Origin of the sequence: Ruegeria sp. HKCCSA071 (genome assembly GCF_017872555.1) — a bacterium.
Classification (GTDB): domain Bacteria; phylum Pseudomonadota; class Alphaproteobacteria; order Rhodobacterales; family Rhodobacteraceae; genus Ruegeria.
In genome coordinates, this window is the sequence record NZ_JAEDOX010000007.1 from 1 (window position 1) to 24832 (window position 24832).

19 protein-coding genes and 3 pseudogenes are annotated in these 24832 nt (G+C 56.1%); 14 read left to right on the top strand and 8 right to left on the bottom strand.

Annotated elements, in window-relative coordinates:
• Positions 1–79: 79 nt before the first annotated feature.
• A pseudogene (locus I9188_RS13645) lies at positions 80–211 on the bottom strand (IS6 family transposase); the annotation flags it as partial.
• A gap of 68 nt (positions 212–279) precedes the next feature.
• On the opposite strand from I9188_RS13645, the pseudogene I9188_RS13650 reads away from it, so the two are divergent.
• The 5 genes and pseudogenes from I9188_RS13650 to I9188_RS13670 all read left to right on the top strand — a co-directional run.
• Positions 280–648, top strand: a pseudogene (locus I9188_RS13650) (DDE-type integrase/transposase/recombinase); the annotation flags it as partial.
• Between the two features lie 508 nt (positions 649–1156).
• Positions 1157–2575: a circularly permuted type 2 ATP-grasp protein gene (locus I9188_RS13655; protein WP_209506728.1), complete on the top strand. Its 1419-nt coding sequence runs from the start codon at positions 1157–1159 to the stop codon at positions 2573–2575.
• A 2-nt stretch (positions 2576–2577) separates the two neighbouring features.
• Positions 2578–3519 (top strand): alpha-E domain-containing protein, encoded by a 942-nt coding sequence (locus I9188_RS13660; protein ID WP_209506729.1) that lies wholly within the window; start codon positions 2578–2580, stop codon positions 3517–3519.
• A gap of 3 nt (positions 3520–3522) precedes the next feature.
• Positions 3523–4320 carry a transglutaminase family protein gene (locus I9188_RS13665; protein WP_209506730.1) on the top strand — a complete coding sequence of 266 codons (798 nt, stop codon included), beginning with the start codon at positions 3523–3525 and terminating at the stop codon, positions 4318–4320.
• A gap of 11 nt (positions 4321–4331) precedes the next feature.
• On the top strand, positions 4332–5081 hold the full coding sequence (locus I9188_RS13670) for a peptidase (protein WP_209506731.1): 750 nt from the start codon (positions 4332–4334) through the stop codon (positions 5079–5081).
• A 142-nt stretch (positions 5082–5223) separates the two neighbouring features.
• Here the strand turns inward: I9188_RS13670 and I9188_RS13675 are convergent, their stop codons facing one another.
• Positions 5224–6282 (bottom strand): AraC family transcriptional regulator, encoded by a 1059-nt coding sequence (locus I9188_RS13675; RefSeq protein ID WP_245220603.1) that lies wholly within the window; start codon positions 6280–6282, stop codon positions 5224–5226.
• Here I9188_RS13675 and I9188_RS13680 point away from each other — a divergent pair.
• Together I9188_RS13680 and I9188_RS13685 are read left to right on the top strand one after the other, a co-directional pair.
• Complete coding sequence (locus I9188_RS13680) at positions 6277–7146, top strand: SDR family NAD(P)-dependent oxidoreductase (protein WP_209506732.1); 870 nt, start codon at positions 6277–6279, stop codon at positions 7144–7146. The genes I9188_RS13675 and I9188_RS13680 overlap by 6 nt on opposite strands.
• Positions 7147–7158: 12 nt before the next feature.
• Complete coding sequence (locus I9188_RS13685; RefSeq protein WP_209506733.1) at positions 7159–7971, top strand: SDR family oxidoreductase; 813 nt, start codon at positions 7159–7161, stop codon at positions 7969–7971.
• A 151-nt stretch (positions 7972–8122) separates the two neighbouring features.
• On the opposite strand, the gene I9188_RS13690 is transcribed toward I9188_RS13685, so the two are convergent.
• Positions 8123–9349, bottom strand: coding sequence for a M20 family metallo-hydrolase (locus I9188_RS13690; protein WP_209506734.1), 1227 nt, complete (start codon positions 9347–9349; stop codon positions 8123–8125).
• 90 nt (positions 9350–9439) lie between these two features.
• Here I9188_RS13690 and I9188_RS13695 point away from each other — a divergent pair, with 90 nt between their 5' ends.
• Entirely contained in the window at positions 9440–10201 is a 762-nt protein-coding gene (locus I9188_RS13695) for an FCD domain-containing protein (protein ID WP_209506735.1), read from the top strand.
• A 7-nt stretch (positions 10202–10208) separates the two neighbouring features.
• Positions 10209–11114, top strand: coding sequence for a glutaminase (locus tag I9188_RS13700; RefSeq protein WP_209599643.1), 906 nt, complete (start codon positions 10209–10211; stop codon positions 11112–11114).
• A gap of 9 nt (positions 11115–11123) precedes the next feature.
• Here the strand turns inward: I9188_RS13700 and I9188_RS13705 are convergent, their stop codons facing one another.
• Positions 11124–11786: a DUF1028 domain-containing protein gene (locus I9188_RS13705; RefSeq protein WP_209506736.1), complete on the bottom strand. Its 663-nt coding sequence runs from the start codon at positions 11784–11786 to the stop codon at positions 11124–11126.
• Between the two features lie 87 nt (positions 11787–11873).
• On the opposite strand from I9188_RS13705, the gene I9188_RS13710 reads away from it, so the two are divergent.
• The 5 genes and pseudogenes from I9188_RS13710 to I9188_RS13735 all read left to right on the top strand — a co-directional run.
• Positions 11874–13448, top strand: coding sequence for an ABC transporter substrate-binding protein (locus I9188_RS13710; RefSeq protein WP_209506737.1), 1575 nt, complete (start codon positions 11874–11876; stop codon positions 13446–13448).
• Between the two features lie 54 nt (positions 13449–13502).
• Positions 13503–14450, top strand: coding sequence for an ABC transporter permease (locus I9188_RS13715; RefSeq protein ID WP_209506738.1), 948 nt, complete (start codon positions 13503–13505; stop codon positions 14448–14450).
• Positions 14447–16330: a dipeptide/oligopeptide/nickel ABC transporter permease/ATP-binding protein gene (locus tag I9188_RS13720; protein ID WP_209506739.1), complete on the top strand. Its 1884-nt coding sequence runs from the start codon at positions 14447–14449 to the stop codon at positions 16328–16330. Before I9188_RS13715 ends, I9188_RS13720 begins: the two co-directional genes overlap by 4 nt.
• Positions 16330–17295 carry an oligopeptide/dipeptide ABC transporter ATP-binding protein gene (locus I9188_RS13725; RefSeq protein ID WP_209506740.1) on the top strand — a complete coding sequence of 322 codons (966 nt, stop codon included), beginning with the start codon at positions 16330–16332 and terminating at the stop codon, positions 17293–17295. The genes I9188_RS13720 and I9188_RS13725 overlap by 1 nt, the downstream gene beginning before the upstream one ends.
• Before the next feature lie 779 nt (positions 17296–18074).
• A pseudogene (locus tag I9188_RS13735) lies at positions 18075–18293 on the top strand (IS3 family transposase); the annotation flags it as partial.
• 158 nt (positions 18294–18451) lie between these two features.
• On the opposite strand, the gene I9188_RS13740 reads toward I9188_RS13735, so the two are convergent.
• From I9188_RS13740 to I9188_RS13755, 4 genes are read right to left on the bottom strand one after another with little or no spacing between them, the layout of a single operon-like run.
• Positions 18452–20896, bottom strand: coding sequence for an FAD-dependent oxidoreductase (locus I9188_RS13740; RefSeq protein WP_209506743.1), 2445 nt, complete (start codon positions 20894–20896; stop codon positions 18452–18454).
• A gap of 8 nt (positions 20897–20904) precedes the next feature.
• Positions 20905–21786: a phosphotransferase gene (locus tag I9188_RS13745; RefSeq protein WP_209506744.1), complete on the bottom strand. Its 882-nt coding sequence runs from the start codon at positions 21784–21786 to the stop codon at positions 20905–20907.
• Position 21787: 1 nt separating this feature from the next.
• Positions 21788–23779, bottom strand: a complete 1992-nt coding sequence (locus tag I9188_RS13750) for an ABC transporter permease subunit (protein ID WP_209506745.1) — start codon at positions 23777–23779, stop codon at positions 21788–21790.
• On the bottom strand, positions 23776–24798 hold the full coding sequence (locus I9188_RS13755; RefSeq protein WP_209506746.1) for a betaine/proline/choline family ABC transporter ATP-binding protein: 1023 nt from the start codon (positions 24796–24798) through the stop codon (positions 23776–23778). The genes I9188_RS13750 and I9188_RS13755 overlap by 4 nt, the downstream gene beginning before the upstream one ends.
• Between the last annotated feature and the right edge of the window lie 34 nt (positions 24799–24832).

The following is a 24832-nucleotide window of genomic DNA, read 5'->3' on the forward strand; positions in this document are numbered from 1 at the left end:
CTTTCGGCTGAATTACACCGGCAGCTATTCACTCTCTGTGTTCTTGAGCGTCAATGGTCAAAGTTTGCAACAGATCCGTGTGGTCCACCGAAACACCGCGCTCACCCATGATTTCCTCCAGGTCACGGTATGAAACACAATATCGAACGTAAAAGAACACCGCGAATAGGATCACATCTTTCGGATATTGCGCACCCTTGAAGGAAATCATGAGCTGACTTTCGGCTGAATTACACCGGCAGCTATTCACTCTCTGTGTTCTTGAGCGTCAATGGTCAAAGTTTGCAACAGATCCAACCCGCCGCCACCAAATTCTTCGCCCGGACGCTGGAGGTCAACGGCCTTCCGAGAAAGATTGTCATCGACAAAAGCGGAGCTAACACGGCTGGCATCAAGGCCATAAACAAGATGTTGAAGGGCTTTGGTTGCCCAGTCCAAATTGAGATGGTCAGGCGGAAATACTTGAACAACATTGTGGAACAGGACCACCGTTTCATCAAAAGACGAACCCGCCCAATGCTGGGATTCAAAGCCTTCGCATCAGCAGCGGCAACGCTGGACGGAATTGAAGTGGCGCACATGATCCGCAAGGGTCAAATCACGCCCGGACTCTGTCCATTTCGCCAGTTCGCGGAACTCGCTTCTTAAACCCGCTGCCACAGCCCGTTCTCTTCTTCCCACCGAAACTTCGCAACAGAGCCGACGATACTCTCTCAGCTTGATGCGCGCGCGACATCTTGACGGCTGGCGGCGGAACTCTGACCCAAGGAACCATCGGTAGGCTTAGGGCCAAGGGCGCCTGGATCGCTCCGGTTCCAGGTGCAGGCTGTCAAAAAGATCGAGGGACTCGTGGAAGAACTCTCATTCGGAGCATGTCATGCGGCGGATCGAAGTCCTGATTACTTAAAAGCTGGAAGACACGCCGGACAGGGTGCGTTGACAGAATACCCAAAGCGGAAGTTACGATACCGCAAAAAGTCCCGCACTGATGAGTTTAGCTCAATGAATGTAACATCAACTGAAAACACCAACGGCACAGTGTTGTCAGAACATTATGTTATTCAAATAGCCTGAAAATTAGACACTTCTTCCCAAGGCAGCATCCAACCAAGCCAGATTGACTTGAAAATTCTGACCTATGCGCGAAACTTAAAGCATGAGTGATTATTTTGATGAAATGTTCAACGGCGATGGATCACTCAGAGGTCCATATGAAGAGATCGGCCGCTGGTTCAATGCTGAAGACGCATCAAGACTTCGAGCGAAACAGCGCGAAGCCGAAGAAGTTTTTAGGCTGACAGGGATCACTTTTAACGTTTACGGCAAAGCCGAGGCCGAGGAACGGTTGATACCGTTTGATATTGTGCCACGAGTGATTTCAGCGCGGGAATGGCAGCGGCTGGAACGCGGCATCGAACAGCGGGTCCGCGCAATCAATGCTTTTCTCCACGACATTTACCATCGTCAGGAAATTGTCCGTGCCGGGCGTGTGCCAGCTGAGATGATTGCCGGAAACGAAGCGTTCCTGCCGCAGATGCTTGGTGTCTCACCACCCGGTCAGGTTTATACGCACATTGTTGGTGTCGATTTGGTGCGTACCGGTCCGGATGAGTTTTTCGTGCTGGAAGACAATGCCCGCACGCCGTCAGGGGTGAGCTACATGCTCGAGAACCGGGAAACGATGCTGAAGATGTTTCCCGAACTCTTTGGCGCCACAAACGTTCGGAACGTTTCCGACTACCCGCGCAGTCTCAGGCGGTCTTTGGCTGCCTGCGCTCCCACCTGCGCAGAGGGTGAACCCACTGTCGCTGTCCTGACACCCGGCATATACAACTCGGCCTATTACGAGCACGCGTTTCTCGCGGATCACATGGCTGTCGAGTTGGTCGAAGGGCATGATCTGCGAGTTGTCGACGGGCGCGTCTGTATGCGCACTACGAAAGGTTACAAGCCTATCGACGTTCTCTATCGTAGGGTTGATGACGACTTCCTGGACCCACTGAACTTTAACCCCGATAGTGCCTTGGGTGTGCCGGGCATTCTGGACGTTTATCGCGCAGGCGGCATTACGATTACGAACGCACCGGGAACGGGCATAGCCGATGACAAGGCGATCTATTCCTACATGCCCGAGATCGTTGAGTTCTACACAGGTGAAAAGCCTCTGCTACAAAATGTTCCTACGTGGCGTTGCAGCGACCCCGAATCTTTGTCCTACGTACTGGACAATCTGTCCGACCTGGTTGTGAAAGAAGTGCACGGGTCTGGCGGCTATGGGATGTTGATCGGCCCGACTGCCAGCAAGAAAGAGATTTCAGCTTTCCGTGACAAGCTCAAATCGCGGCCAGCAAACTATATTGCTCAGCCGACATTGTCGCTTTCAACGGTTCCGATCTTCGCGCGTTCGGGGTTGGCCCCCAGGCATGTCGATCTGCGTCCTTTCGTTTTGGTGTCACCCGAAGGGATCAAGATCACACCCGGCGGCCTGACACGCGTGGCTCTAAAGAAGGGGTCACTGGTCGTAAACTCGAGCCAGGGCGGTGGGACCAAAGACACTTGGGTTCTGGAGGACTGACCATGCTGGGAAAAACTGCTGGTGGGTTGTTCTGGATGTTCCGGTACCTAGAACGAGCGGAAAACACGGCTAGGTTGCTTGAAACAGGTCAGAGGATGGCGTTGACCCGGACTAAGAACTCCGCTGAGGAGTGGGGCTCGGTTCTGAAAACGGCCGGAGTTCTGGATGGATACCACGCCAAGTACGATGAAATTTCTAAGGACAACGCTGTTGATTGGGTGCTGCGGGATGCGGACAATCCATCCTCGATCAAGTCGGTCATCAAACAGGCAAGAGACAATGCGCGCCTTGTTCGGACCGCACTGACCCACGATGTTTGGAGCGCCGTAAACGCAACTTGGATGCAAATCGATGAGGTAATGAAGCGCCGCGTGAATGAGCGGGACTTGCCTGCGACGCTGGAGCTTATTCGCCAACAGGCGGCTCTGGTGCGCGGTGCTACATTGGGGACCATGCTACGCAATGACATTTTCGACTTCACCCGCATTGGCACATTCGTCGAGCGAGCCGACAATACCGGGCGTATTTTGGACGTGAAGTACTACGTTCTCCTACCCACAGCCTTCTCGGTCGGCTCGTCGCTGGACAACATCCAATGGGAAAGCATCCTCCGTTCTGTCGGCGCTGGTGGAGGGTATCGAATGACCCATGGTGAGAAAACACGGCCGTCTGATATCGCGCAATTTCTGATCTTGGATCAGCGGATGCCTCGCAGCCTTCGCTTTTGCTGCAGAAAGATTCAAGAAAACCTGTCTTACCTGAAGAAAGATTATGGCTTTGCCGGGCCTTCGTGCGAGGCATCAAATGCTCTCTATGAAAAATATCTGGATCAGAAGATCTCCGATATTTTTGAGTTCGGTCTTCATGAGTACATTCAGGATTTTCTAACCGACCTCGGCAACTTAAGCTGTCAGATCGAGATTGATTACCGATTCTACGAGTAGATAATGAAACTGCACATTCGACACGAGACACGATACGATTTCGACGCACCAGTTTCCTTCGGGTTGCAACAACTGAGGAAGACACCAAAGTCATTTCGCAATCAAAGAATTGAAAGTTGGAACACCGAAATCACCGGCGGGCACAAAGAGCTGACATTTGAAGACTACCATCGCAACACCGTGGAATTGATCAGTTTCGAAGCAAAAACCCAAAGTATCTCGTTGACCTCCGAAGGTGTTGTTGAGGTGGAAGACACCCACGGCGTCTTGGGGCGTCACGAAGGGTCATCGCCCTTGTGGCTGTTCATAAGGGGCACCGCGCAGACAACGCCGGGGAAAGGAGTTGCTGAACTGATAGGCGCGTTGCCCAAAGGCGAACCGCTGGAACAGATGCATTCTCTGTCTGAAAGAATTCGCACTCAGGTCGCGTACGAGATCGGAAGTTCGCACCCAGGCTGGAGTGCAGAAGATGCCCTCAAAGCTGGGCGCGGTGTGTGTCAGGACCACACTCATATCTTCATTACCTGCGCACGACAGATTGGAATGCCAGCACGCTATGTATCGGGTTACTTGATGATGAACGAAACGGAACTTCAGGACGCGACCCATGCCTGGGCCGAAGTGCATTTGAACGGGCTTGGCTGGGTAGGGTTTGACATCTCAAATGGGATTTCACCAGACGATCGATACGTACGGGTCGCAACCGGGCTGGACTATGCCCAAGCCGCACCGGTAATAGGGAATAGAATTGGGACAGCGGGCGAGCGATTGACAGTGCAGTTGCAAATCGCACAGCAGTGACGGAGAGTTAAATGACCTACGCTGTGGGCATGCGGCTGAATCGCGGGCTGGTGTTCATGTCCGATACACGCACGAATGCAGGTGTGGACAACGTTTCGACCTTCAACAAGATGTTCAACTGGGCAGTCGAAGGGGACCGGTCGATCACAATCCTAACGGCCGGAAACCTTGCCACTACTCAGGCCACGATAAGTCTTCTGGAAGAGCGCACAAAAGCGCCCGCAGATCGTTCGCCGTCGATCTTAGAAGCACCTACAATGTTCCAAGTCGCGCAACTGGTCGCGGCTACGCTGAACGACGTCATTCAGGAGCATGCCCGGTCCGGTCAGCAAGCTGACAGTGCCTTTCACGCGACGCTTATTCTGGGTGGTCAGATCAAAGGCGGCCCGTCTCGCCTGTTTTTGATCTACCCCGAAGGCAACTTTATCGAGGCTGGCGACGATACCCCGTTCTTTCAGATCGGTGAGACAAAATATGGTCGCCCAATTCTGGTGCGGGCCTATGATCCGGAAATGAGTTTTTCGGAAACCGTAAAACTCCTGCTGGTCAGCTTCGACTCCACGATTAAGGCCAATCTATCTGTCGGAGCTCCACTTGACCTATTTCTCTACGACGAAGACAGCTTTGAAGGCGGTACGCGGTCAAGATTCGAAACCGACGATCAATACTTTCGCATTGTTTCCAATAGATGGGGTGACGCGTTGAAATCGGCCTTGGCCAAACTTCCAGAATACAAATTGGGGCGAAAATCAAACGATTGAGCGTCCGCTTCCGTCCACAAACTGTGAATTCGCCAGCTCCTGATTTCGCAGCGGTAGCGAAAGCCCGGTTCGGCGAAGCTGCAATGCGGCTGGCCACATCGATGCATGTCTCATGTGGGCCGCCAACGCCTGTTAACGTGCGTCAGTCGGCCGCCTCTAGCGCACGGTCTTGCCTGGGTGCTCTTCCGAACTTACGCGAATATTCCCGCGAGAACTGCGCGGAGCTTTCATAGCCTACAGCGAATGCTACTTCGGAGATCTTGGCACGGCTCGTCCGCAGGTCGTCTCTGGCCTTCAACAAGCGCAGGTCCTTTTGGTATTGGAGCGGTGAAGTGCCGGTCACGGCTTTGAACTGCTCGAAAAACGCGGAATTGCTCATCCCGATCCTCGCGGCCAGATCCCCGACGGTGATGGATTCCGACAGGTTTGCCTGTATTTCCCGCGTCGCAAGAAAAATACGGCTGGCCGCGCTTTCATGCCAGAGAAGTCTTTGCAGGATCTGTGCGTGTCGCCCGATCAGAAGCCGTGCATGGATTTCGCGGGATGTGATCGGTGCCAACAGTTGCCTCGCCTCCTCGTCCTCGCACTGAAGGAAATAGCGGTGAAGCGCGTCTGTCAGATCTGGATCGGTGTCACACAAGCAGATCGAGAATGGATCGGAAGACGGCGCGTTCAACACGGGTCGCACAGCGGGGGACAATGACCTGAGAAGGTCAAGATCAAGTGGAAAGACCAAAGCCGTGTAGGGGGCCTCGCGCGACGCCTCTGTAATCCGTGAAATAACTGGGAGTGTATGGCTCACGATGAGGGATTGTCCAGAGCCCACCGTTAGTTTTCGGGTGCTGGACCCCACCTGCTTTGCGCCTTGCAGGATCAGACAAAGAAGTGGTCGATAAACGGTCGCATTCAGGTCGGTCGCTGCGTGATGCCGCAGGAGGTGGGTGCCGCTCTGCGTATGATGAAATGCGCCTTCAGCGACGCCTGCTTGATCAAGCAGCGCTGCAATACGTGATAACAGTTTTTCGTTCTTCACGGCGTTGGCCTCCCAAAGGTCGCCTATCAATAGCATCATCACAAAATATGGCATAACAAATACACGCATTTGTGGAGGAATAGGCAAGTATTTTGGCCAATCGGAAAATATTGAAACGGCTGATGCGACTAACGTGATCAAGACACAACAAAGGAGGCCGACATGCAAAAGGTCATGATCACCGGCATCGCCGGCGGGTTTGGAAAGCCTACGGCCCTCGCACTTCTCGAAAGGGGCTATCAGGTTGCAGGAAGTGTCCGAACCCGCGAGGGAAAGAACGCCGGTACAGTTGCCGCACTTGAGGCGGCTGGGGCATCCATTGTCGAAATGGATGCAAAAGACACGACCAGTTCTGAGCGGGCGATCGCAGATGCGATCACACATCTAGGTGGCCTCGACGTCTTGTTCAACAATGCCGGGATTGGCTCCTACGGCATTCAGGAATTAATGTCGCCCGACGACATGGCACACGTTTTCGACGTGAACGTCTTGGGTGTCCAGCGCGTCATGCGCGCGGCGCTGCCACATATGCGGGCGCGGGGGCAGGGGACGGTTCTCTACACCTCCAGTCTGATCGGCCGGATCGCGACGCCTTTCTACGGGACCTATTCCGCCTCGAAATGGGCGCTGGAAGCTATTGTAGAATGCTATCGGACGGAGTTGTCAGACTTCGGGATTGAGTCCTGCATCATCGAACCCGGCGCCATGCCGACGGCCTTTTTCGATGGCATGGTTGCGCCCAAAGACCCGGACCGCGAGGCACAATATGGAGAGTTTGCAGCTGTCCCGGCAATGTCTGCCGCCGGGTTGGCCCAGATGCTTGAAGCAACACCCGATCAACGCCCGGAGCGGATTGCGGAGGCGGTCGTCGCTCTTCTGGACAAGCCCTTCGGGCAGAAACCATTCCGCACTGTTGTCGATCACGTTGGCGTTGGCCCGCAGATCGAACGTTACAACAATGTGCTGCACGATGTGACGCGCAACGTCATGACCAGCTTCGGTATCGAAGACATGTTGAAACTCAACGCCTGACGGAGACTTTCCATGAAAACTATTCTGATCACCGGCGCCTCCTCGGGCATAGGAGAGGCCACCGTGAGACATTTCCAAGCCAACGGGTGGAGCGTGGTCGCCACCATGCGCAACCCCGACAACGCGGGTGACCTGGCTGGTTTGGAAAACGTCCATGTGGCGCAGCTCGATGTGACTGACCCGAGTTCGATCACCGAAGCTGTCACCGCTGGTATCGACCGGTTCGGGAAGATCGACGTGTTGCTCAATAATGCGGGCTATGGTGCCTATGGCGCGCTGGAGGCCTTTTCGATGGAACGCATCCGGCGGCAGTTCGACACCAATGTGATTGGCTTGATGGAGGTCACAAAGGCCGTGCTGCCGCATATGCGAGCGAACCGCACGGGCGCGATCATCAACATCTCGTCCATTGGCGGTCAGATCACCTTCCCGCTTGGCACGCTCTATCACGGTACAAAGTTCGCGGTCGAAGGTCTGTCGGAAGCGCTCCATTACGAGCTTGAACCGCTTGGTATCCATGTCCGTATTGTCGAACCTGGAATGATCAAGACAAACTTTGGTGGAAGCTCGTTTGACTTCGCCATGGACGAAGACCTTGCGGACTACGCGCCGATGGCCGAAGCCATGGGGCGGGTCTTTGGAACATTGGCGTCCAACCCGTCAGAGCCCGAAACCGTTGCAGAGGTTATCTGGGACGCGGCCAATGAAACCGGTCACCGCCTCCGTTACCGGGCAGGTTCAGATGCAGTGAAATTGTTGGACAATCGCAAGGCACAGGACGACGCGACATTCATCGGCGGGATCAAACAGCTGATGAAGGCGTAAGGACTTGCGGAATCACAGCGACAGCAATCCGCTTTCGGGCAGCTGCGCTGCGGCATCGCTTGTAACGACGAAAGCCCGGATTGGGCCGTCCGTGAAGACGGCCCGGTACGGTTAGATTTCAATCGTCTCAGCAATCGCTGTCGCCGCTTGATCATCTACTGGCTTTGAGTCCTGAGCCTAGAAAACTGGAAATAGCTTGAATTGCAGCGCCCATATCATCGTCAGTTGCGAATTCTTCGGGCTTATGGCTAAGCCCATCTTTGCATCGGACGAACAGCATGGCAGTCGGGCAGAGATCGGCCATAGCCGATGCGTCATGAGTGGCGCCAGACGGAAGGCGTGTCGCGGTCTGGCCGATCGTGGCAATGGCAGCCTCCAAGTCGTCAACCATTTTGCTATCACACGGTACGGCGGGCTGTTCGTAGGTTCGTTCCATTGTAAACTCCACACGGCGCAGCCCCGAAATCCTGTCACCTGCCGACCACGCCAATCTTGCGAAGTTGTCTCGAACGGTGTCGTCCAGAGCCCGGATTTCAAGGGTCAGTTCCACGTCCCTCGGGATGGCGTTTACCACGTTGGGATGCAGGGACAACGCGCCAACGGTTGCACGCAGATTGGTTATCTTCAACGCCGCGTTATGGATTGCAGAGATGAAGTCAGAGGCCGCCACCAGCGCATCGCGGCGGCTGTCCATGGGCACTGTCCCAGCATGGCCCGTGTCACCGGTAAATGTGACTGTGTTTCGTTCAATCCCGCAAATTCCTGTGACGACCCCGAGTGCGGCATCCGCCGCCTGCAGAACCGGGCCCTGCTCGATGTGGATTTCCAGATATCCCACTGTGGTGGAAGGATCGCGCGCGAGAGCCTCAACTCCGTCCGGATCGCCACCAAAGTCGGCAAGTGCGCGGCGCAGAGACACCCCATCGTTATCCTTCATGGCCAGAACAGCCGGGTCAAACGTGCCGGCCAAAGCGCGCGGCCCCATCAGAGCGGTCGGGAAGCGGACGCCTTCCTCGTCGGCAAAGGCGAGGACTTCGACAGAAAAGGGCAGTTCGACTCCGTTTGCCGCAAGTTTCTCAAGTGCGAGACATCCCAGAACAACCCCCATGATCCCGTCGTATCGTCCACCATTCTTCACAGAATCCTGGTGTGAACCGATCAGGAACGTTGGAGCCCCCAATGGCCCTTCCCTGCGACCGATGAGTGTGCCAGCGGCGTCCATGTGGACCTTCAGACCGGCCTGTGTCATCCATGACCGAATAACACTTAATGCAGCCTTGTGCTCGGGCGTAAACGGAAACCGTGTGACTCCGGTTTCATCGACACTGCATTTTGCTATTTCCGACAGACGATCCTGAGCGCACTGTCCCCAGTTCATCACTTTCCTCATTTATCATGATAAATTATCCTCTACACATAGGGCGCCTAGGTGTCTATGTTTTTATCATGATAAAATATGAGGTGCAGAATGGACGGCAGCGGGACCCCATCGACCAAGCCAAGACGATCGCGACCAGTTCTGGTTGCCGACGAAATCAAACAATGGGTGGTGGAGCGCGATCTGAAGGCGGGTGACAAGCTGCCAAATGAAGGCGAGATGATCGAGCAGTTCGGCGTGTCGAAAGGGACAGTTCGCGAAGCGCTGCGCATTCTTGAGGCTCAGGGCCTGATCGTGACCAAGACCGGTCCCGGTGGCGGCAGCATCGTAGGTCAGGTCTCGACCGAACGCGCCCGGTCCCTGTTGGCCAATTTTTTCTACTTTCAAGACCTGTCTGTCGCCGACATCTATCAGATGCGAAAGGTCCTGGAACCTGAACTGGCGGCCAGCCTGGCAGGCCATCTAAGCGAGAACCAGTTGGAAGAGTTGCACGATCTCGCGCTGCGCCACCCCGAACCGGCAACATCGGCCGAAGAAGAGAAAGTGCAGCACATCACCTCGCTGGACTTTCATGCCCGGCTGTCGGATTTCGCGGGCAATCGGCTGCTTGGCTTTGTCATTGGGTTTATGGCGCAGGCGCTGACCGACTTGACAGTCTATCGCAGGCTCTATGATCCGCCGAACGTGGAACTTTGGCGTAAAGGGAGAGCGCATCAATTGCAACTGGTTGAGGCGTTGCGGCAAGGCGAGCCGGAACGAGCCCGCAGCATCATGTATTCGCACATGCAGATCGCCGAAGAGTTGATGAGCGTTCAGGAAGCCCATCTGTTGCGTCGCTTTCTCGGAGAATAAAGTGGTCCTGACAGAGCGCATTCTGCAAGATATCCATGATGAGATTTTTCGTCTGGACGATTGGGGAACTCCTGCCCAATACATCCCGGAACTGGCCTGTATTCCACCGCGTCAATTCGCGATAAGTGTTTGCTTGGCAAACGGCGACTGCCTGAACGCGGGGGCCTCGGATCGCCCCTTCTCAATACAAAGTGTGTCCAAGGTTTTTTCCCTCGCGGCGACGCTGGGGCGGTTTGGTGACCAACTCTGGAGCCGTGTCGGGCGCGAGCCATCGGGCACGTCATTTGACTCCGTGGTCCTGTTGGAACGAGAGAATGGTCGCCCGCGTAATCCCTTCGTGAACGCGGGGGCCATTGTCACTACTGATGTCCTTCTTGCTGGGCGGCAGCCCAAACAGGCCCTCGCCGAGGTTCTTGGACTGATCCGTGCGATGGCGGAAACCGATGATATCCACATCAACGACAAGGTCGCAACATCGGAAAGGTTGACGGGTGCGCGGAACAAGGCGTTGGCACATTACTTGCAATCGCATGGCAATCTGCAAAATGAACCAGACCTGACCCTTGGCACCTATTTTCATCAATGTGCAATCGAGATGACCACGCGGCAGCTTGCTCTTGCCGGAAGATCGCTTGCCCGCCTTCGAGCCGGCCCAAACGTGATTTCTCCGCGACATGCCCGACGCATCAATGCGCTCATGATGACATGTGGTCACTATGATGGGTCAGGCGAGTTTGCCTATCAGGTCGGGCTGCCTGGCAAGAGCGGGGTCGGTGGTGGCATACTGGTGATTGCACCGAGGGTCGCTTCGATCGCTATCTGGTCACCGGGGCTGAACCTCTATGGAAACTCACATGCTGGCACCCGCGCCGCAGCGATGCTGGCCCAGACAACGTGTTGGTCGGTCTTCTAAGGTCAAATGTTACTGCGGGGCGCAGACTTTGTTTTCGAGCACTGGGACTTCGGCAAGCCAATCAAAGTATGGTGATGTTCGGGTCCTGAGATAGAGCTTTTCAAGGTCCGCTATCGGATCGTCACTGTAATCGATGCGCAGGTCTAATGGTGGGCGATCGGGCGCAAGGACCAACATGGCCGCAGATAACAGCCCGCGGCTGTCGCCGCCCGCCAGCCGGGCAGTATTCAAAACTTGGAGCATTTTCCGATCCGGCCCATCCGTGCAGGTTTGCGCTGCTGTCACCATCGCCGCAAGAACCTCAGGTCCCTCGAGCATGTTTCCTGCAACCGCTAACCTTTGTTGCGTTAAGTGACCGGCATACGGCACGCTGTTCGCTCCAGTGAACCCGTGAGTTGCGCCGCTGCGATCCAGGGCAATCAGTTGCCTATGCCCCTTCCCGGGATCATCTGACGTCACCGCCTCGACAGCATTACGGGCGGTCTGGCCGCGGTACATCGCGCGCACTGCATCGTCTCGCCAAAAGGTGCTGGGGGCGGTGCCCTGTGATGCCACAAGGCCCGATTCGATGTCACCCCGCAGGACCCAGCCACCCACGCAGAGACTTCCCGTTGCGGCGGCAGCGGCAAAAACGCCTGTTTTATTGTCGAAAGACAGAATCGAGAAGGTCATTCTACTGCCCTAACACATTTTTCTTGAATTTATCATGATAATTTGCATGAATGCAATTCATCATAATAAATAACAGGGAGACACCTCATGAAACTGCTGAAACTGTCCCGCCGGGCAATGCTGGCTGCAGGTGCAGCCACGGCACTTGCTCTCTCTCCACTTTTGGCCCAGGCACAGACGCCCGAAGATGTTCTGATCGTTGGGCAGATTGCTGAACCCAAGGCGCTTGACCCTGCGGCCGTAACCGCTGTTAACGACTTCCGAATTTTGATGAACGTCTATGACGGACTGGTCCGCTACAAGGACGGGACGCTTGAAGTTGAGCCTTCGCTGGCAAATTCCTGGGACATCAGTGAGGACGGAACAGTCTACACCTTCTCCCTGCGGGACGACGTGACGTTCCACGACGGAAGCGCCTTCAACGCTGATGCGGTCAAGTTCAACTTTGACCGGATGCTGGATGAAAACCATCCCTATCACAACACTGGCCCCTTCCCGCTGTCCTTCTTCTTCTCGGCTGTAGAGAACGTTGAGGTTGTGAATGACCTAACTGTGCGCTTTACGCTGAACGCGCCCTATGCACCATTCCTGTCCAACCTGGCTTATCCCACCGGGCTGATCGTTTCGCCCGCTGCGGTGGAACAGCACGGGGCTGAGTTTGGGCGCAACCCGTCCGGCACCGGCGCATTCAAATTCGCTGAATGGCGGTCCAACGAGGCCGTGGTCATCGAAGCCAACGCCGATTACTGGGACGGCGCACCGGAGTTGCAGGCCGTTGTGTTTCGCCCAATCACGGACGCAAACACCCGCACCGCCGAGATGCTGGCAGGCGGTATCGACCTGATGGTCGAGGTTCCCCCGGTCGCGCTGAGCGAATTCCAAGGCGATACCTACACCATTCATGAACAGGCTGGTCCACACGTCTGGTTCCTCATCTTGAACGCCAAAGAAGGCCCGTTCGCTGACGTGCGTGTCCGCCAAGCGGCAAACTATGCCATCAACAAGGAAGCCATCGTCAACGACGTTCTGGAAGGTACGGCAGCTGTCGCTGCCGGTCCGACACCGCCGGCATTCGCCTGGGCCTATAACGAAAGCCTGGAGCCTTACCCCTACGACCCCGACAAGGCGCGCGAACTGCTTGCCGAAGCAGGTGCCGAAGGCGCCGAGCTGACTTTTTATGTCACCGAGGGCGGTTCCGGGATGCTTGATCCCGTGGCGATGGGTACCGCGATCCAAGCCGATCTTCAGTCCGTTGGCCTGACCGTCAACATCGAGACCTATGAATGGAACACCTTCCTTGGCGAAGTGAACCCGGGCCTTGAAGGCAAGGCAGACATGGCCGAAATGGCCTGGATGACCAACGATCCGGACACGCTTCCGTTCCTCGCGCTGCGCACAGCTTCATGGCCGGATCAGGGCGGGTTCAACTCGGGCTACTACTCCAACCCGAAGGTTGACGAACTTCTGGAAGCCGCCCGCGCAGCAACCGATCAGACAGAACGCGCGCGTCTCTATCAGGAGATGCAGGTCATCGTGCAGGAAGACGCGCCTTGGGTCTTCGTTGCCAACTGGAAGCAGAATGCGGTTACCTCCGACCGTGTCGAAAACTTCTCGCTCCAGCCGTCGTTCTTCCTGCTGCTGGATGACGTGGTCAAGAACTAGAACGACTCGTGCAGCCGTGTGCATGGTGCGGCTGCACAATTCCGGGTGGGGGCAATGACAGGGTACATACTCAAAAGACTGGTTTCCGCGATTCCGGTTCTGTTCGGGATATCGATTATTGTGTTTGTCATCATGGCGATGATCCCCGGCGATCCGGCCACTGCGATCCTGGGGTCCTATGCAACCCCTGATAACGTAGAAAAGCTCAACCGCGACCTTGGCTTGGACAAGCCGATGGTGCAGCGATATTTCATCTGGCTCGGGAACATGCTTCAGGGTGATTTCGGGCGCAGTTTCTCTCTCAACCGTGCCGTTCTGGACGAGGTGCTTGACCGTTTCGGGGCGACTTTGGTCCTTGCGGGTACGGCATTTGTCCTGTGCTCGCTCCTTGGTGTCGCGGCCGGGGTCGTATCCGCCGCCCGGCAATACGGTCTGGCTGACAAGGCCATCACCTTTGCGGTTCTTCTGGGAATTTCCATTCCGTCCTTTTTCCTTGGCATGATGATGATCCTCATCTTTGCAGTGAAACTGCGCTGGTTTCCGGTGTCCGGCATGTGGCCCATCTATGGCGCGCGGGACCTGTCAGCGCTGATCAGCCACCTGACCTTACCCGCGCTGGCGCTGGCGGTGGTGGCAACCGGGGTCATTGCACGCTTGTCGCGCTCTGCCATGCTCGAGGTGCTGCGTCAGGATTTCATCCGTACCGCCCGCGCCAAGGGCGTTCATGAGCGTTCGGTTGTCTGGCGCCATGCCTTGCGCGCGGCCATGGTCAGCATCATTCCGGTCTTGGGGGTGCAGGCCGGGTTTGTTCTGTCAGGTGCGGTCTATATCGAGATGGTGTTCCAGTGGCCTGGCGTCGGGCGCATGCTGGTCGATGCCATCCTGAAACGGGACATCCTGCTGGTGCAGGGCGGCGTCGTCTTTGTCGCGGCCTGCTACGTCATGTTCAATATCGCGGTCGACGTCGCGCAAAGCCTGCTCGACCCGAGGATCAAGACATGAAGAACTTCCTTATGCTTTTGGCGCGCAACCGGCTGGCGCTTGGCGGGTTGGTCGTGATGGGCCTGGTGGTTCTTCTGGCCTTGGTGACGCCACTTCTGCCGTTAGCGGATCCGGACGTGACCGATACAGCAAACCGGTTCAAGCGGCCATTTTCAGAGGGTGCCCTGCTGGGAACCGATCACCTTGGGCGCGATCTTCTCAGTCGTCTGCTCTGGGGCACACGCCTGTCGCTGGCCGTGGGATTTGCAGCGGCAATCATCGCGGCGACCCTGGGCGCGGCCATCGGCATCATCGCTGGCTACTACGGTGGGCGCACGGACAACATCATCATGCGCGGCGTCGATATGCTGATGGCTTTTCCCTACATTCTTTTGGCACTTGCGATTGTCGCGGCTCTCGGGCCAGGTCTTATGAACGCGCTGATCGCAGTGGCTGCCGTCAACATCCCCTTCTTTGCCCGTAACATCCGGGGCATCACAGTTGGCATTGCACATAAGGAATTCGTCGACGCGGCACGGTTATCGGGCATGACGGATGCCCGCATCATCCTGACCGAAGTGCTTCCGAACGTGATCCCAGTGATCGTGATCGCCATGTCGACAACCATCGGATGGATGATCCTGGAGACCGCCGGGCTCAGCTTTCTCGGGCTGGGATCGCAGCCGCCGCAGGCCGATCTGGGTTCGATGCTGGGCGAAGCTCGCTCGGCCTTGATCACCAATCCGCATACCTCGATCGTACCGGGCGCAATGATCCTGATCATCGTCATGGCGATCAACCTACTGGGCGACGGGGTGCGCGATGCGCTGGACCCTCGGCTGAAATCCGGCGCGCTCTCACGCCCGATGCCGGCCACCATGGTCCAGCGCGCCGGTCCGGTTCCTACCTCAGAAGGCGACACATTGCTGGCGTTACGCGGGCTGAAGACTCAGTTCCACGTCGAGGACCGTGTTTACAAGGCCGTTGGTGGTGTCGATCTACAGGTCAACCCAGGTGAATGCCTTGGGGTGATTGGTGAAAGCGGTTCCGGAAAATCGGTGACGGCGCTCAGCATCATGGGTTTGGTGGCTTCACCTCCGGGCGTTATCACGGGTGGCGCAGTTCACTACAAGGGTGAGGATCTGATCGGTGCACCCTATGAAAAACTGCGATCACTTAGGGGAGACCGGATCGCCTATATCTTCCAGGATCCGCTGGCCACGTTGCACCCCCTTTACACGGTCGGTGACCAGCTGATCGAGGCCGTACGAGCGCATCACCTTTTTGACAGGAAAAAGGCCCGTGCCCATGCTATCGAGCTGCTGACATCGGTCCGCATTCCCAATGCCGAACAGCGCGTTGACAGTTACCCGCATGAGATGTCGGGTGGAATGCGACAGCGCGTAGGGATCGCTATGGCGCTGGCCAACGATCCGGAGGTTATCATCGCGGATGAACCGACCACGGCCTTGGATGTGACCGTGCAGGCGCAGATCCTGTCCTTGCTCGATGACCTGCGGCGTGAACGGGGATTGGCCATCATTTTCATCACGCATGATTTTGGTGTGGTCGCACAGCTATGTGACCGGGTCGCGGTGATGTATGCGGGCCGAATTGTCGAAGAGGGCCCGACAAAGACCATCCTGGATGCCCCGGCCCACCCCTATACCGCGCGCCTTATGGCCTGCGTACCTGAACTTGGGCAGGGCCGACGCGAATTGGCGGCCATACCCGGCCTCCCGCCAGTGGTAGACAGACTGCCCGAGGGTTGCGCCTTTGCGGATCGATGCCATAAGGCGGGCGATACTTGTCGGCAGGGGAACATAGAACTGGTCCGGCACGGTGCCGAGAGCTTGGTCCGTTGCGTTGCTCCAGAAACGCCACCGCAGGAGGCATGCTGATGATCACCGCTCTCAAACTGACCGAACTCAGCAAGGTCTTCCCCGTCGGCAAGCGCATGTTTGGCCCACCACGGGCGCTGGTGCGTGCTGTTCAACCGCTGTCGCTGACCGTCGAAGAGGGCGAAACACTTGGGATAGTTGGTGAATCCGGCTGTGGAAAATCCACGCTCGCGCGAATGCTTGTTGGTCTCCTGCCACCCAGCACCGGAACAATTGAAATCAATGGGGAGCCGCTCGACAATGCCGATCCGGCCTTGTTTGGCCGCAAGATCCAGTATGTGTTTCAGGACCCGATCAGCAGCCTCAACCCGCGTAAAACCATCCGGCAGATCATGGAAGCGCCGCTTAAGCACTTGCACGATATGCCCGCGGCTGCCCGCGCGGACCGCATACGGGAGATTTTTGCCGCGGTGAACCTGCGCGAAGAGTTTCTGGATCGCTATCCGCATGAGTTTTCGGGCGGGCAAGCACAGCGGATCGGGATCGCGCGAGCCTTGGCGGCAGAAGCGCGTATCCTCGTTCTCGATGAACCCGTTTCGGCACTGGATGTGTCTGTGCAGGCGCAGGTTCTGAACCTGCTGGCCGACTTGAAGGAGCAGTTTGGGCTGACCTATCTGTTCATCAGCCACGATCTTGCTGTCGTCGAAGCTGTCAGTGACCGGGTCGCGGTGCTGTATTTTGGTTCAGTGGTTGAGGTGGGTCCAGCCGATGAGGTTTTTGCCTATCCCAAACATCCGTACACCAAACTTCTGGCTAACAGTGCGCCGGTGGTTGGGCGTCCGTTGACTGCACCAGAGGGACGTGAAACCGAATTGCCCGATCCGCTAAACCCGCCGCAGGGATGTGCATTCCGCGCGCGCTGCGCATACGCCAGTGATCAATGTGGGAGTGAGGCGCCACGTCTTGAGAAATGGTCGGATGGTGTGGGGGTAGCCTGCCACCACCCGATTGCCTACGCATTTTAGATAACAAGTGTCTCGGAACCTCTATTGGATGTGTCTCAAACTTTTGGAACGACCATAGGCACTCAATTACTGGACACACCTATCCTGCGATCTCGGCAAACATCCGAAAGCCCAAGGTCGTAGCGCTGGGGCGTTGCTTTTTTTTGGATCATTTTGGCCACCTCAATGCTATCCAATGTGGCTGAGGCGGATTCGAAGGCTTACATCCACACATATGCCGAACACGCCGTTTTATGACCTGATGATCATGTTGTTCCGATACTTGGACCTGATTGTCTGTACTTTGGCGGGGCATCCAAACCACCTTAGAAATCTGTTCAATTTTCGAGTACCTGCCGCATTAGCGCCGCTTTTATCGATGACAATCCTACTCGGGATTGCATTTGTCGACAGCGTTTTGGTAACAAACCTAGCTACTGCCGGACGGTTCATTCGCTCAGGCAGGAAGAATTCAATGGTGTTTCCTGCCATTTCGACTGCACGATAAAGATACTCCTATTTGCCGCGAACCCGTATGAAGGTTCTTTAATTGAGCAGCAGCTCTCGGTGACTTTTTTCCAGTATCGACCACCTGCAAGGTTCTTTCCGACGTCATCCTGTTGGAGCTCCATCTTGGCGTTCAAGGCACCACCCCCCAAAGGTCTAATACGCGGTTTGGTTCAAAGAGCCGCAAGTAGATCTCACGGGTTCGGTCGACAGCCTGCCGTGTTGGTCGGTACGGCAACTCGTGTTCGGTTAATCCACGTTACTCTGATTGTGCCTCAATCATTTGAAAGGTTGTTCTGTTGGAATACTACTTCCTGTCCGGCGACCTGGAACGTGAGATCGGCGTCTTAGTTGACCACTACAACAACCACGGCTACCACGAGAGCTTGGACAACCTGACCCCCGCCGACGTCTATCACGGCCGCGGGGCAAAGGTCCTGAAGATGAGAGAGGAGATCAAGAAACAGACAATCAGAAAACGCCGGTTGCAGCACCAAGCCGCGGCTGCCTAGACAGAAACAGAAACCGAACCAGAGCCTCCGTTATTGTTCAGCCTCAACTCTCCGAAAAACCCTGACGACGGACAATCTACAGCCTCGTCAATCCGGTCCCAAAGTTAGCGACACATCCATTTTTTGCCTCAACCTCGTCTAGACAATAGGAGTTTGTGTTACGATTTGATGCGGTCCATTTTGGGATCGTAAAGCGGTTGAAGTGTCACGTCGCAGGGGACACGTTGGGTCGCAACCTCCAACTCAAACGTGCCGGACGTAACAAATTCCGCGTCGACGCCGCCCTGATTTCGAACATAGCCGTAACCGATGGATTTGCCGGTCGTGTAACCATAGCCTCCCGACGTTAGCCAACCCACACGTTCTCCATTCCGGTATATTGTTTCGCGGCCCAACAACACCACATCGGGGTCGACAGTGAAGCAGGCCAGCATCTTTTTGACACCCTCGGCCTTTTGCTTTTCGCTTGCCACGCGGCCCTTGAAGTTTATGTTTTTGCGCAGCTTCACAGCCCATCCCAGACCGCATTCAAACGGTGTGTGATCGGGCCCGATATCAGACCCCCAGGCCCGGTAGCCCTTTTCTAACCGAAGAGATTCAATTGCGCGGTAGCCTGCATTTACCAGTCCTTGCGGCTGCCCTGCTTGCATCAGCGCAGAATAGACTGTTTGCGCGTATTCAACAGGCAAGTGCAGTTCCCAGCCAAGCTCGCCCACATATGTCACCCGCAGTGCCCTGACAGGGCAACCGGCGATGCCGATTGTCCGGATCGTGCCAAACTTGAACCCGTCATTTGACACATCGTCGCGGGTAACTGCCGCCAGAATATCTCGTGCTTTCGGCCCCATCAGCGACAATACTGCGTTTGAGGAGGTGATATCGAACAGCTGGCAGTTCAGCCCGTCCGGAATATTGCGGCTGATCCAGTCGAAGTCGTGGGTGGCAAAGCCGGTGCCGGTGACAATGTAGAATTCATCATGCGCTACGCGGCCCACGGTCAGGTCGCATTCAATTCCGCCCTTATCATTCAGCATCTGGGTATAGACCAGAGTGCCTACCGGTTTATCCACATCGTTGGCACATATCCAGTTCATCGCCGTCAGGGCGTCGGGGCCTTTCAGCGCGAATTTGGCAAACGACGTTTGATCGAACAGCACCGCTGCTTCTCGGGCCGCTTTGTGTTCGCGGCCAACGGCGGCAAACCAGTTCTGGCGGCCAAAGCTGTATTCGTCCTTGGGTGCCTCGCCCAGCGATGCGTCGGCAAACCAGTTCGGGCGCTCCCAACCCAGTTTTTCACCAAAGCAAGCACCCTGATCCTTAAGCAAATCGTACAGCGGTGACTTGCGGCAGGGGCGGCCGGATTCGTGTTCTTCGTGTGGCCAGGCCATGGTGTAGTGTTTGCCATATGCTTCGACTGTGCGGGTGCGAACCCAATCGGTGTCGAAATGCGGGCGGCCAAAACGGCGAATGTCGGCAGACCACAAGTCAAAGGGCGGCTCGCCCTTGGCGGCCCATTCTGCCAACACCATTCCGGCGCCACCGCCAGAGGCGATGCCAAAGGCGTTGAAACCAGCACCAACAAAGAAATTCTTCAGCTCTGGTGCTTCACCCACAATGAAGTTGCCATCCGGAGTAAAGCTTTCTGGGCCGTTCGTCAGTGTCTTAATCCCCGCGGTTTCCAACGCCGGCACCCGGCCCAGCGACAGCTCCATAATCTGTTCGAAATGGTCGAAATTACTGTCAAGCAAGGTGTAGTGGAAACCTTTTGGTATTCCATTCACTGCCCATGGGATAGGGTTCGGCTCATAGCCTCCCATGACGAGTCCACCGACCTCTTCTTTGTAATAGGTCAGCCGATCGGGATCCCGTAGGGTTGGCAGGTCGCCGGGCACGCCAAATGGTTCTGTGACCATGTACTGGTGTTCCATAGGCACCAGCGGCACATTCACGCCGAACTTGGCGGCAAAGTCGCGCGTCCACTGACCGGCACACACGATCACCTTTTCGCATTCGATACGGCCATGTTCAGTGATTACGGCGCGGATCTTGCCGTTCTCGATCTCAAGATCGGTGGCCTTGGTATCTTCGAATATCTTCGCGCCTGCCATGCGCGCACCCTTGGCCAGCGCCTGGGTAATGTCCGAGGGGTTTGCTTGACCATCGGTGGGCAGGAACGCCGCACCGATGACGTCACCGATATCCATCAGCGGCCAAAGATCCTGCGCTTCCTTCGGAGTCAGCAACTGCATGTCCAGACCAAAGGAATGGGCTGTGGTGGCCTGCCGTTTGACCTCGGTCCAGCGTTCCTCGTTGCAGGCAAGGCGCAAACCACCATTCATTTTCCAGCCCGTTCCCAGACCGGTTTCTTCTTCAATCTTGTTGTACAGATCGACTGAATATCCCAGCAGCTGAGTGATATTGGCGTTCGAACGCAGCTGCCCCACCAGGCCCGCCGCGTGGAATGTGGTGCCCGAAGTCAGCTTTTTGCGTTCCAGCAGCACCGTGTCGGTCCAACCCAGCTTAGCAAGGTGATAGGCGGTCGAGCAGCCGATGATGCCGCCGCCGATGATGACGGCTTTGGCTGTATTTGGAAGGTCGGTCATATCTGTCCTCAGGTGTTTTTGTAGTCGGTCAGGGCCGTGCGAAACCGTGCGAGATTTTCGCTTGTGTAGGCTGCGTAGTCGAAGTCGATTTCCGAGGTGATCTCGGACACCATGCTCCACATGGTTTCACGAAGCAGCGAGGCACATTTCATCGCCGTATAGCGATGACGTAATTGGTTGGTGACGGGTGCCTGGAAATAGGTTTCCAGAACCCAGTCCTCTTGTTCATTGGAAAGAGAGTTGTTCGAGGCCAGCCCCCCCAAGTCAAATAATGGCGAGTTGAATCCCGCGTAGTCGAAATCGATCAGCCACAGGCGGGTGCCATCGTCCAGAAAGTTGCCGCAAAGCAGGTCGTTATGGCCAAACACGATGTCGAACGGCCCGGCCTCGGCTTCCAGGTCATTTCCAATTCGAACAAGTTCCGGGATCAGGTCCGTGTGCGAACTTCCACGCTCGGTGAGAGTGGCGGCATAGTCGCGGATGACGTGAAAGACCCAGAATACCAGCGACGGACCGCGCAGGTGCTTGGGCACCTCAAGGTGGCAGGCTTTCACGAGTTCCAGCACCCGAGGCAGCATACTGGGGTCGCGTACGTCTTCTTCGGTCAGAGTGCGGCTTTCGACGAATTCCAGCACTGTTAGTTCGTTGGACGAAAATACTACAGCGGGTGACAGACCTGCAGCATGGGCGGCCTTACTGGCGGCCAGTTCGTTAAAGCGCATCACCTGGTGCAAAGGGATGTCGTCACCGACACGCACCACATAGGATCCACTGCTGTCAGTGACCTTGTAGTTCACATTTGTAATCCCACCCGTCAACGGGGTGGCTTTGATCTCGCCCTGCCAGATCGGTAGCTTGCGAATGCGGGTCATCAGGTCGGATTGGGTCATATCAACTCTCCATTCCAAAGCGGATGCGTGCCTGACGAGCGCTTGCGTTGATCAGCCTATCAGCGATGATGGCAATGAATGCGATGGACAGCCCTGCCACCAGACCTCGACCAGTGTCAGCCTTTGTCAGGGCAATGTAGACTTCCTGCCCCAGATCGCGGGTGCCAACGAGGGCAGTGATAACCAGCATGGACAGCGCCAGCATGATGGTCTGGTTAATACCCAAAAGGATTTCGGGCAGGGCCATGGGCAAGCGAATATGGCGCAGGAGTTGCGTGCGTGTGCACCCAGAGACCAATCCGGCCTCGATCAATTCCTCACTGACCGAGCGCACGCCATGGGCCGCATAACGTACGGCCGGGGCCAGTGCGTAAAGGACTATGGCAATCAGCGCAGTGAAATCGCCGACGCGAAACAGCATCACAACCGGGATCAGATAAACAAAGCTGGGCAAAGTCTGCAACGTATCAATCAACAGGTTGATCACCGTCCCGGCGCGTTTGTTCAGTGCAGCCACAACACCCAGTGGAACACCGATCAGAGTCGCAAGAAACACAGAGGCTCCGCAGAGATAAACTGTCACCATTGCCTTGGCCCACAGTCCTGAAATGAGGATCAGAGACGCCAGTCCTCCGCACAGCAGTGCCAGCCGCCAGCCCCCTGCATGCCAACCCAGCAAGGTCAGCATGGCAATGGCCCAAGGCCATGGAATTCCCAGCAAGACCGTTTTGATCGGGATCATGAACCACGTCAGAAAGAAGATCTTGATCGCCTCGAACGTGTCGAAATAGTTGATGTTCAGGTATTTGACCGTGTCATCCCAGAACCCGCCAGTGGTGATCGTCTGACTTTCAGGATATTCCAGCAACAGGGGTGAGAACTGCCCCAGAACCCAGGTCAAAATCAGCAGGATCAATACCAGAATTGTCCGGCGATGGCGGGTGAGCCACGAGCCGGGGAGCTCGTGATGGACCTGCCCCATACGCTCGGCGAAAGCCTGACTTAGGCGATCAACCGCAATGGCCAGAACGACAATGGCAATACCGGCCTCGAACCCTGCACCGATATCCAGTCTGCGCAGCGCGGCAAGGACGTCGAACCCCAATCCTCCGGCCCCGATCATCGAGGCGATGATGACCATGTTCAGCGTCAGCATGATCACCTGATTGACACCCACCATCAGACTGTGGCTGGCGGAAGGAACCAAAACGCGCCACATCAACTGTTTTTGCGTCGTGCCTGCCATGCGCCCGAAGTCCAAAATCTCGGGGTCGACGGCTCTCAAGGCAAGCGTGGTGATCCGCACCATAGGCGGCGTCGCATAGATGATCGTGGCGACCAGCGCCGAAATCGGTCCAAAGCCGAACATGAACAGAATTGGTACCAGATAGGCAAAGATCGGGATTGTCTGCATCAAGTCCAGAATGGGCGAGATGATGCGATCGAAAGTCAGGTGGCGATAGGCCAATATCCCCAACAACAGCCCACCGCCCGCGCCAATGGGCACCGCAATCAGGACCGAGGCAAGCGTAACCATCGCGCTGTCCCATTGGCCAAAGACGGCCAGATAGGTAAAGCAGCCGCCGACCAACGCCGCGAGCCCCCAGTCCCGGCAATACTGTCCCAAAGCTACTACGGCGGTGATCACTACAATCCAGCTGATCGCAGGTAGAATGACTTGCGCATCATTGCCTTGCCCGGTGACAAAACCTTCGGCCAGCAGAGACAAAACAAGGTCATAGGGCTGTTCTATCAACCAAGCAGCAGCGCGGGTAACGTCGGTGAACGAAACTGGGCCGATTGCAGCATCCTCGATCAGCCAGGACATTGCGGATGAGATATAAGTTTTGAACGGGACGACCCAAGCCGACGGGAATTTGGTGATCCAGCGCGCATCGAGCGCTTTTCCCAGGTTACTGCCGAAATACCCCAGCAGGATCGTGAGTCCGACAAGCAGCAGAATGACAAGTTGGCTGCGGGACAGGCGGCTCATACCGCGTCCCCTTCACCGAATAGCACATGGGCCACAGCCTTGCGATCAATGGCGCCAATAACCAGACCTTTGCCGTCTGTCACGGGAATTGGTGCATCTGCGGTGATGATCCGTTCCGCCACGGCCGAGACGCGGGTGGATTGCACAATGGGCTCACCTTCACCCGCAGCGCCGACGGTCATTACACCACCAACCGTCAAAACCTTGGAGCGCGGAATATGGCGCGTGAATTCAGCAACATAGTCGGTCGCAGGATTCATCACCAGTTCCTCCGGGGTGGCAATCTGGATGACTTCACCGTCCTTCATAATTGCGATGCGGTCGGCCAAGCGAACAGCTTCTTCAAAGTCGTGCGTGATAAAGACAATTGTTTTATGCAACCGTTCCTGTAGTCGCAGAAACTCGTCCTGCATTTCGCGACGGATCAGCGGATCGAGGGCCGAAAAAGGTTCGTCCAGAAACCACAGATCGGGCTCTGTCACCAATGATCGGGCAATCCCCACACGCTGTTGCTGACCACCTGAGAGCTCTCGTGGATAGTAGTCCTCGCGCCCCTTCAGGCCGACCAGTTCCACCACGTCTCTCGCTTTTGCTTCGGCCTCGTGTTTGGGCGTAGCCTGAATGGTCAAGGGGAACATCACATTCTGCAACACGCTCAGGTGCGGCAGCAGGGCAAAATGCTGAAACACCATGCCCATCTTGTGCCGGCGGATTTCAATCATTTCTTTCTCGCTGGCGCGCAGCAGATCGGCGTCGTCGAACAGAACCTCACCGCTTGTGGGTTCGATCAACCTGGACAGACAACGAACCAGGGTTGATTTGCCTGAACCGGACAGGCCCATGATGATGAAGATTTCTCCTTCAACGATCTCAATATTGGCGTTGCGTACCGCTCCGATCACACCCGCATTTCGAATGTCATCTGCCGATGGGTTCGGGTTTTGCGCCAGAAGGGTCTCGGCGTTTGGACCGTATAGCTTCCAAACGTTTCGGCAGGACAGTTTTGTTGTGGGGGTCATCTGTAGTGTCCGGTACTAAGACGGAAAAAGACCG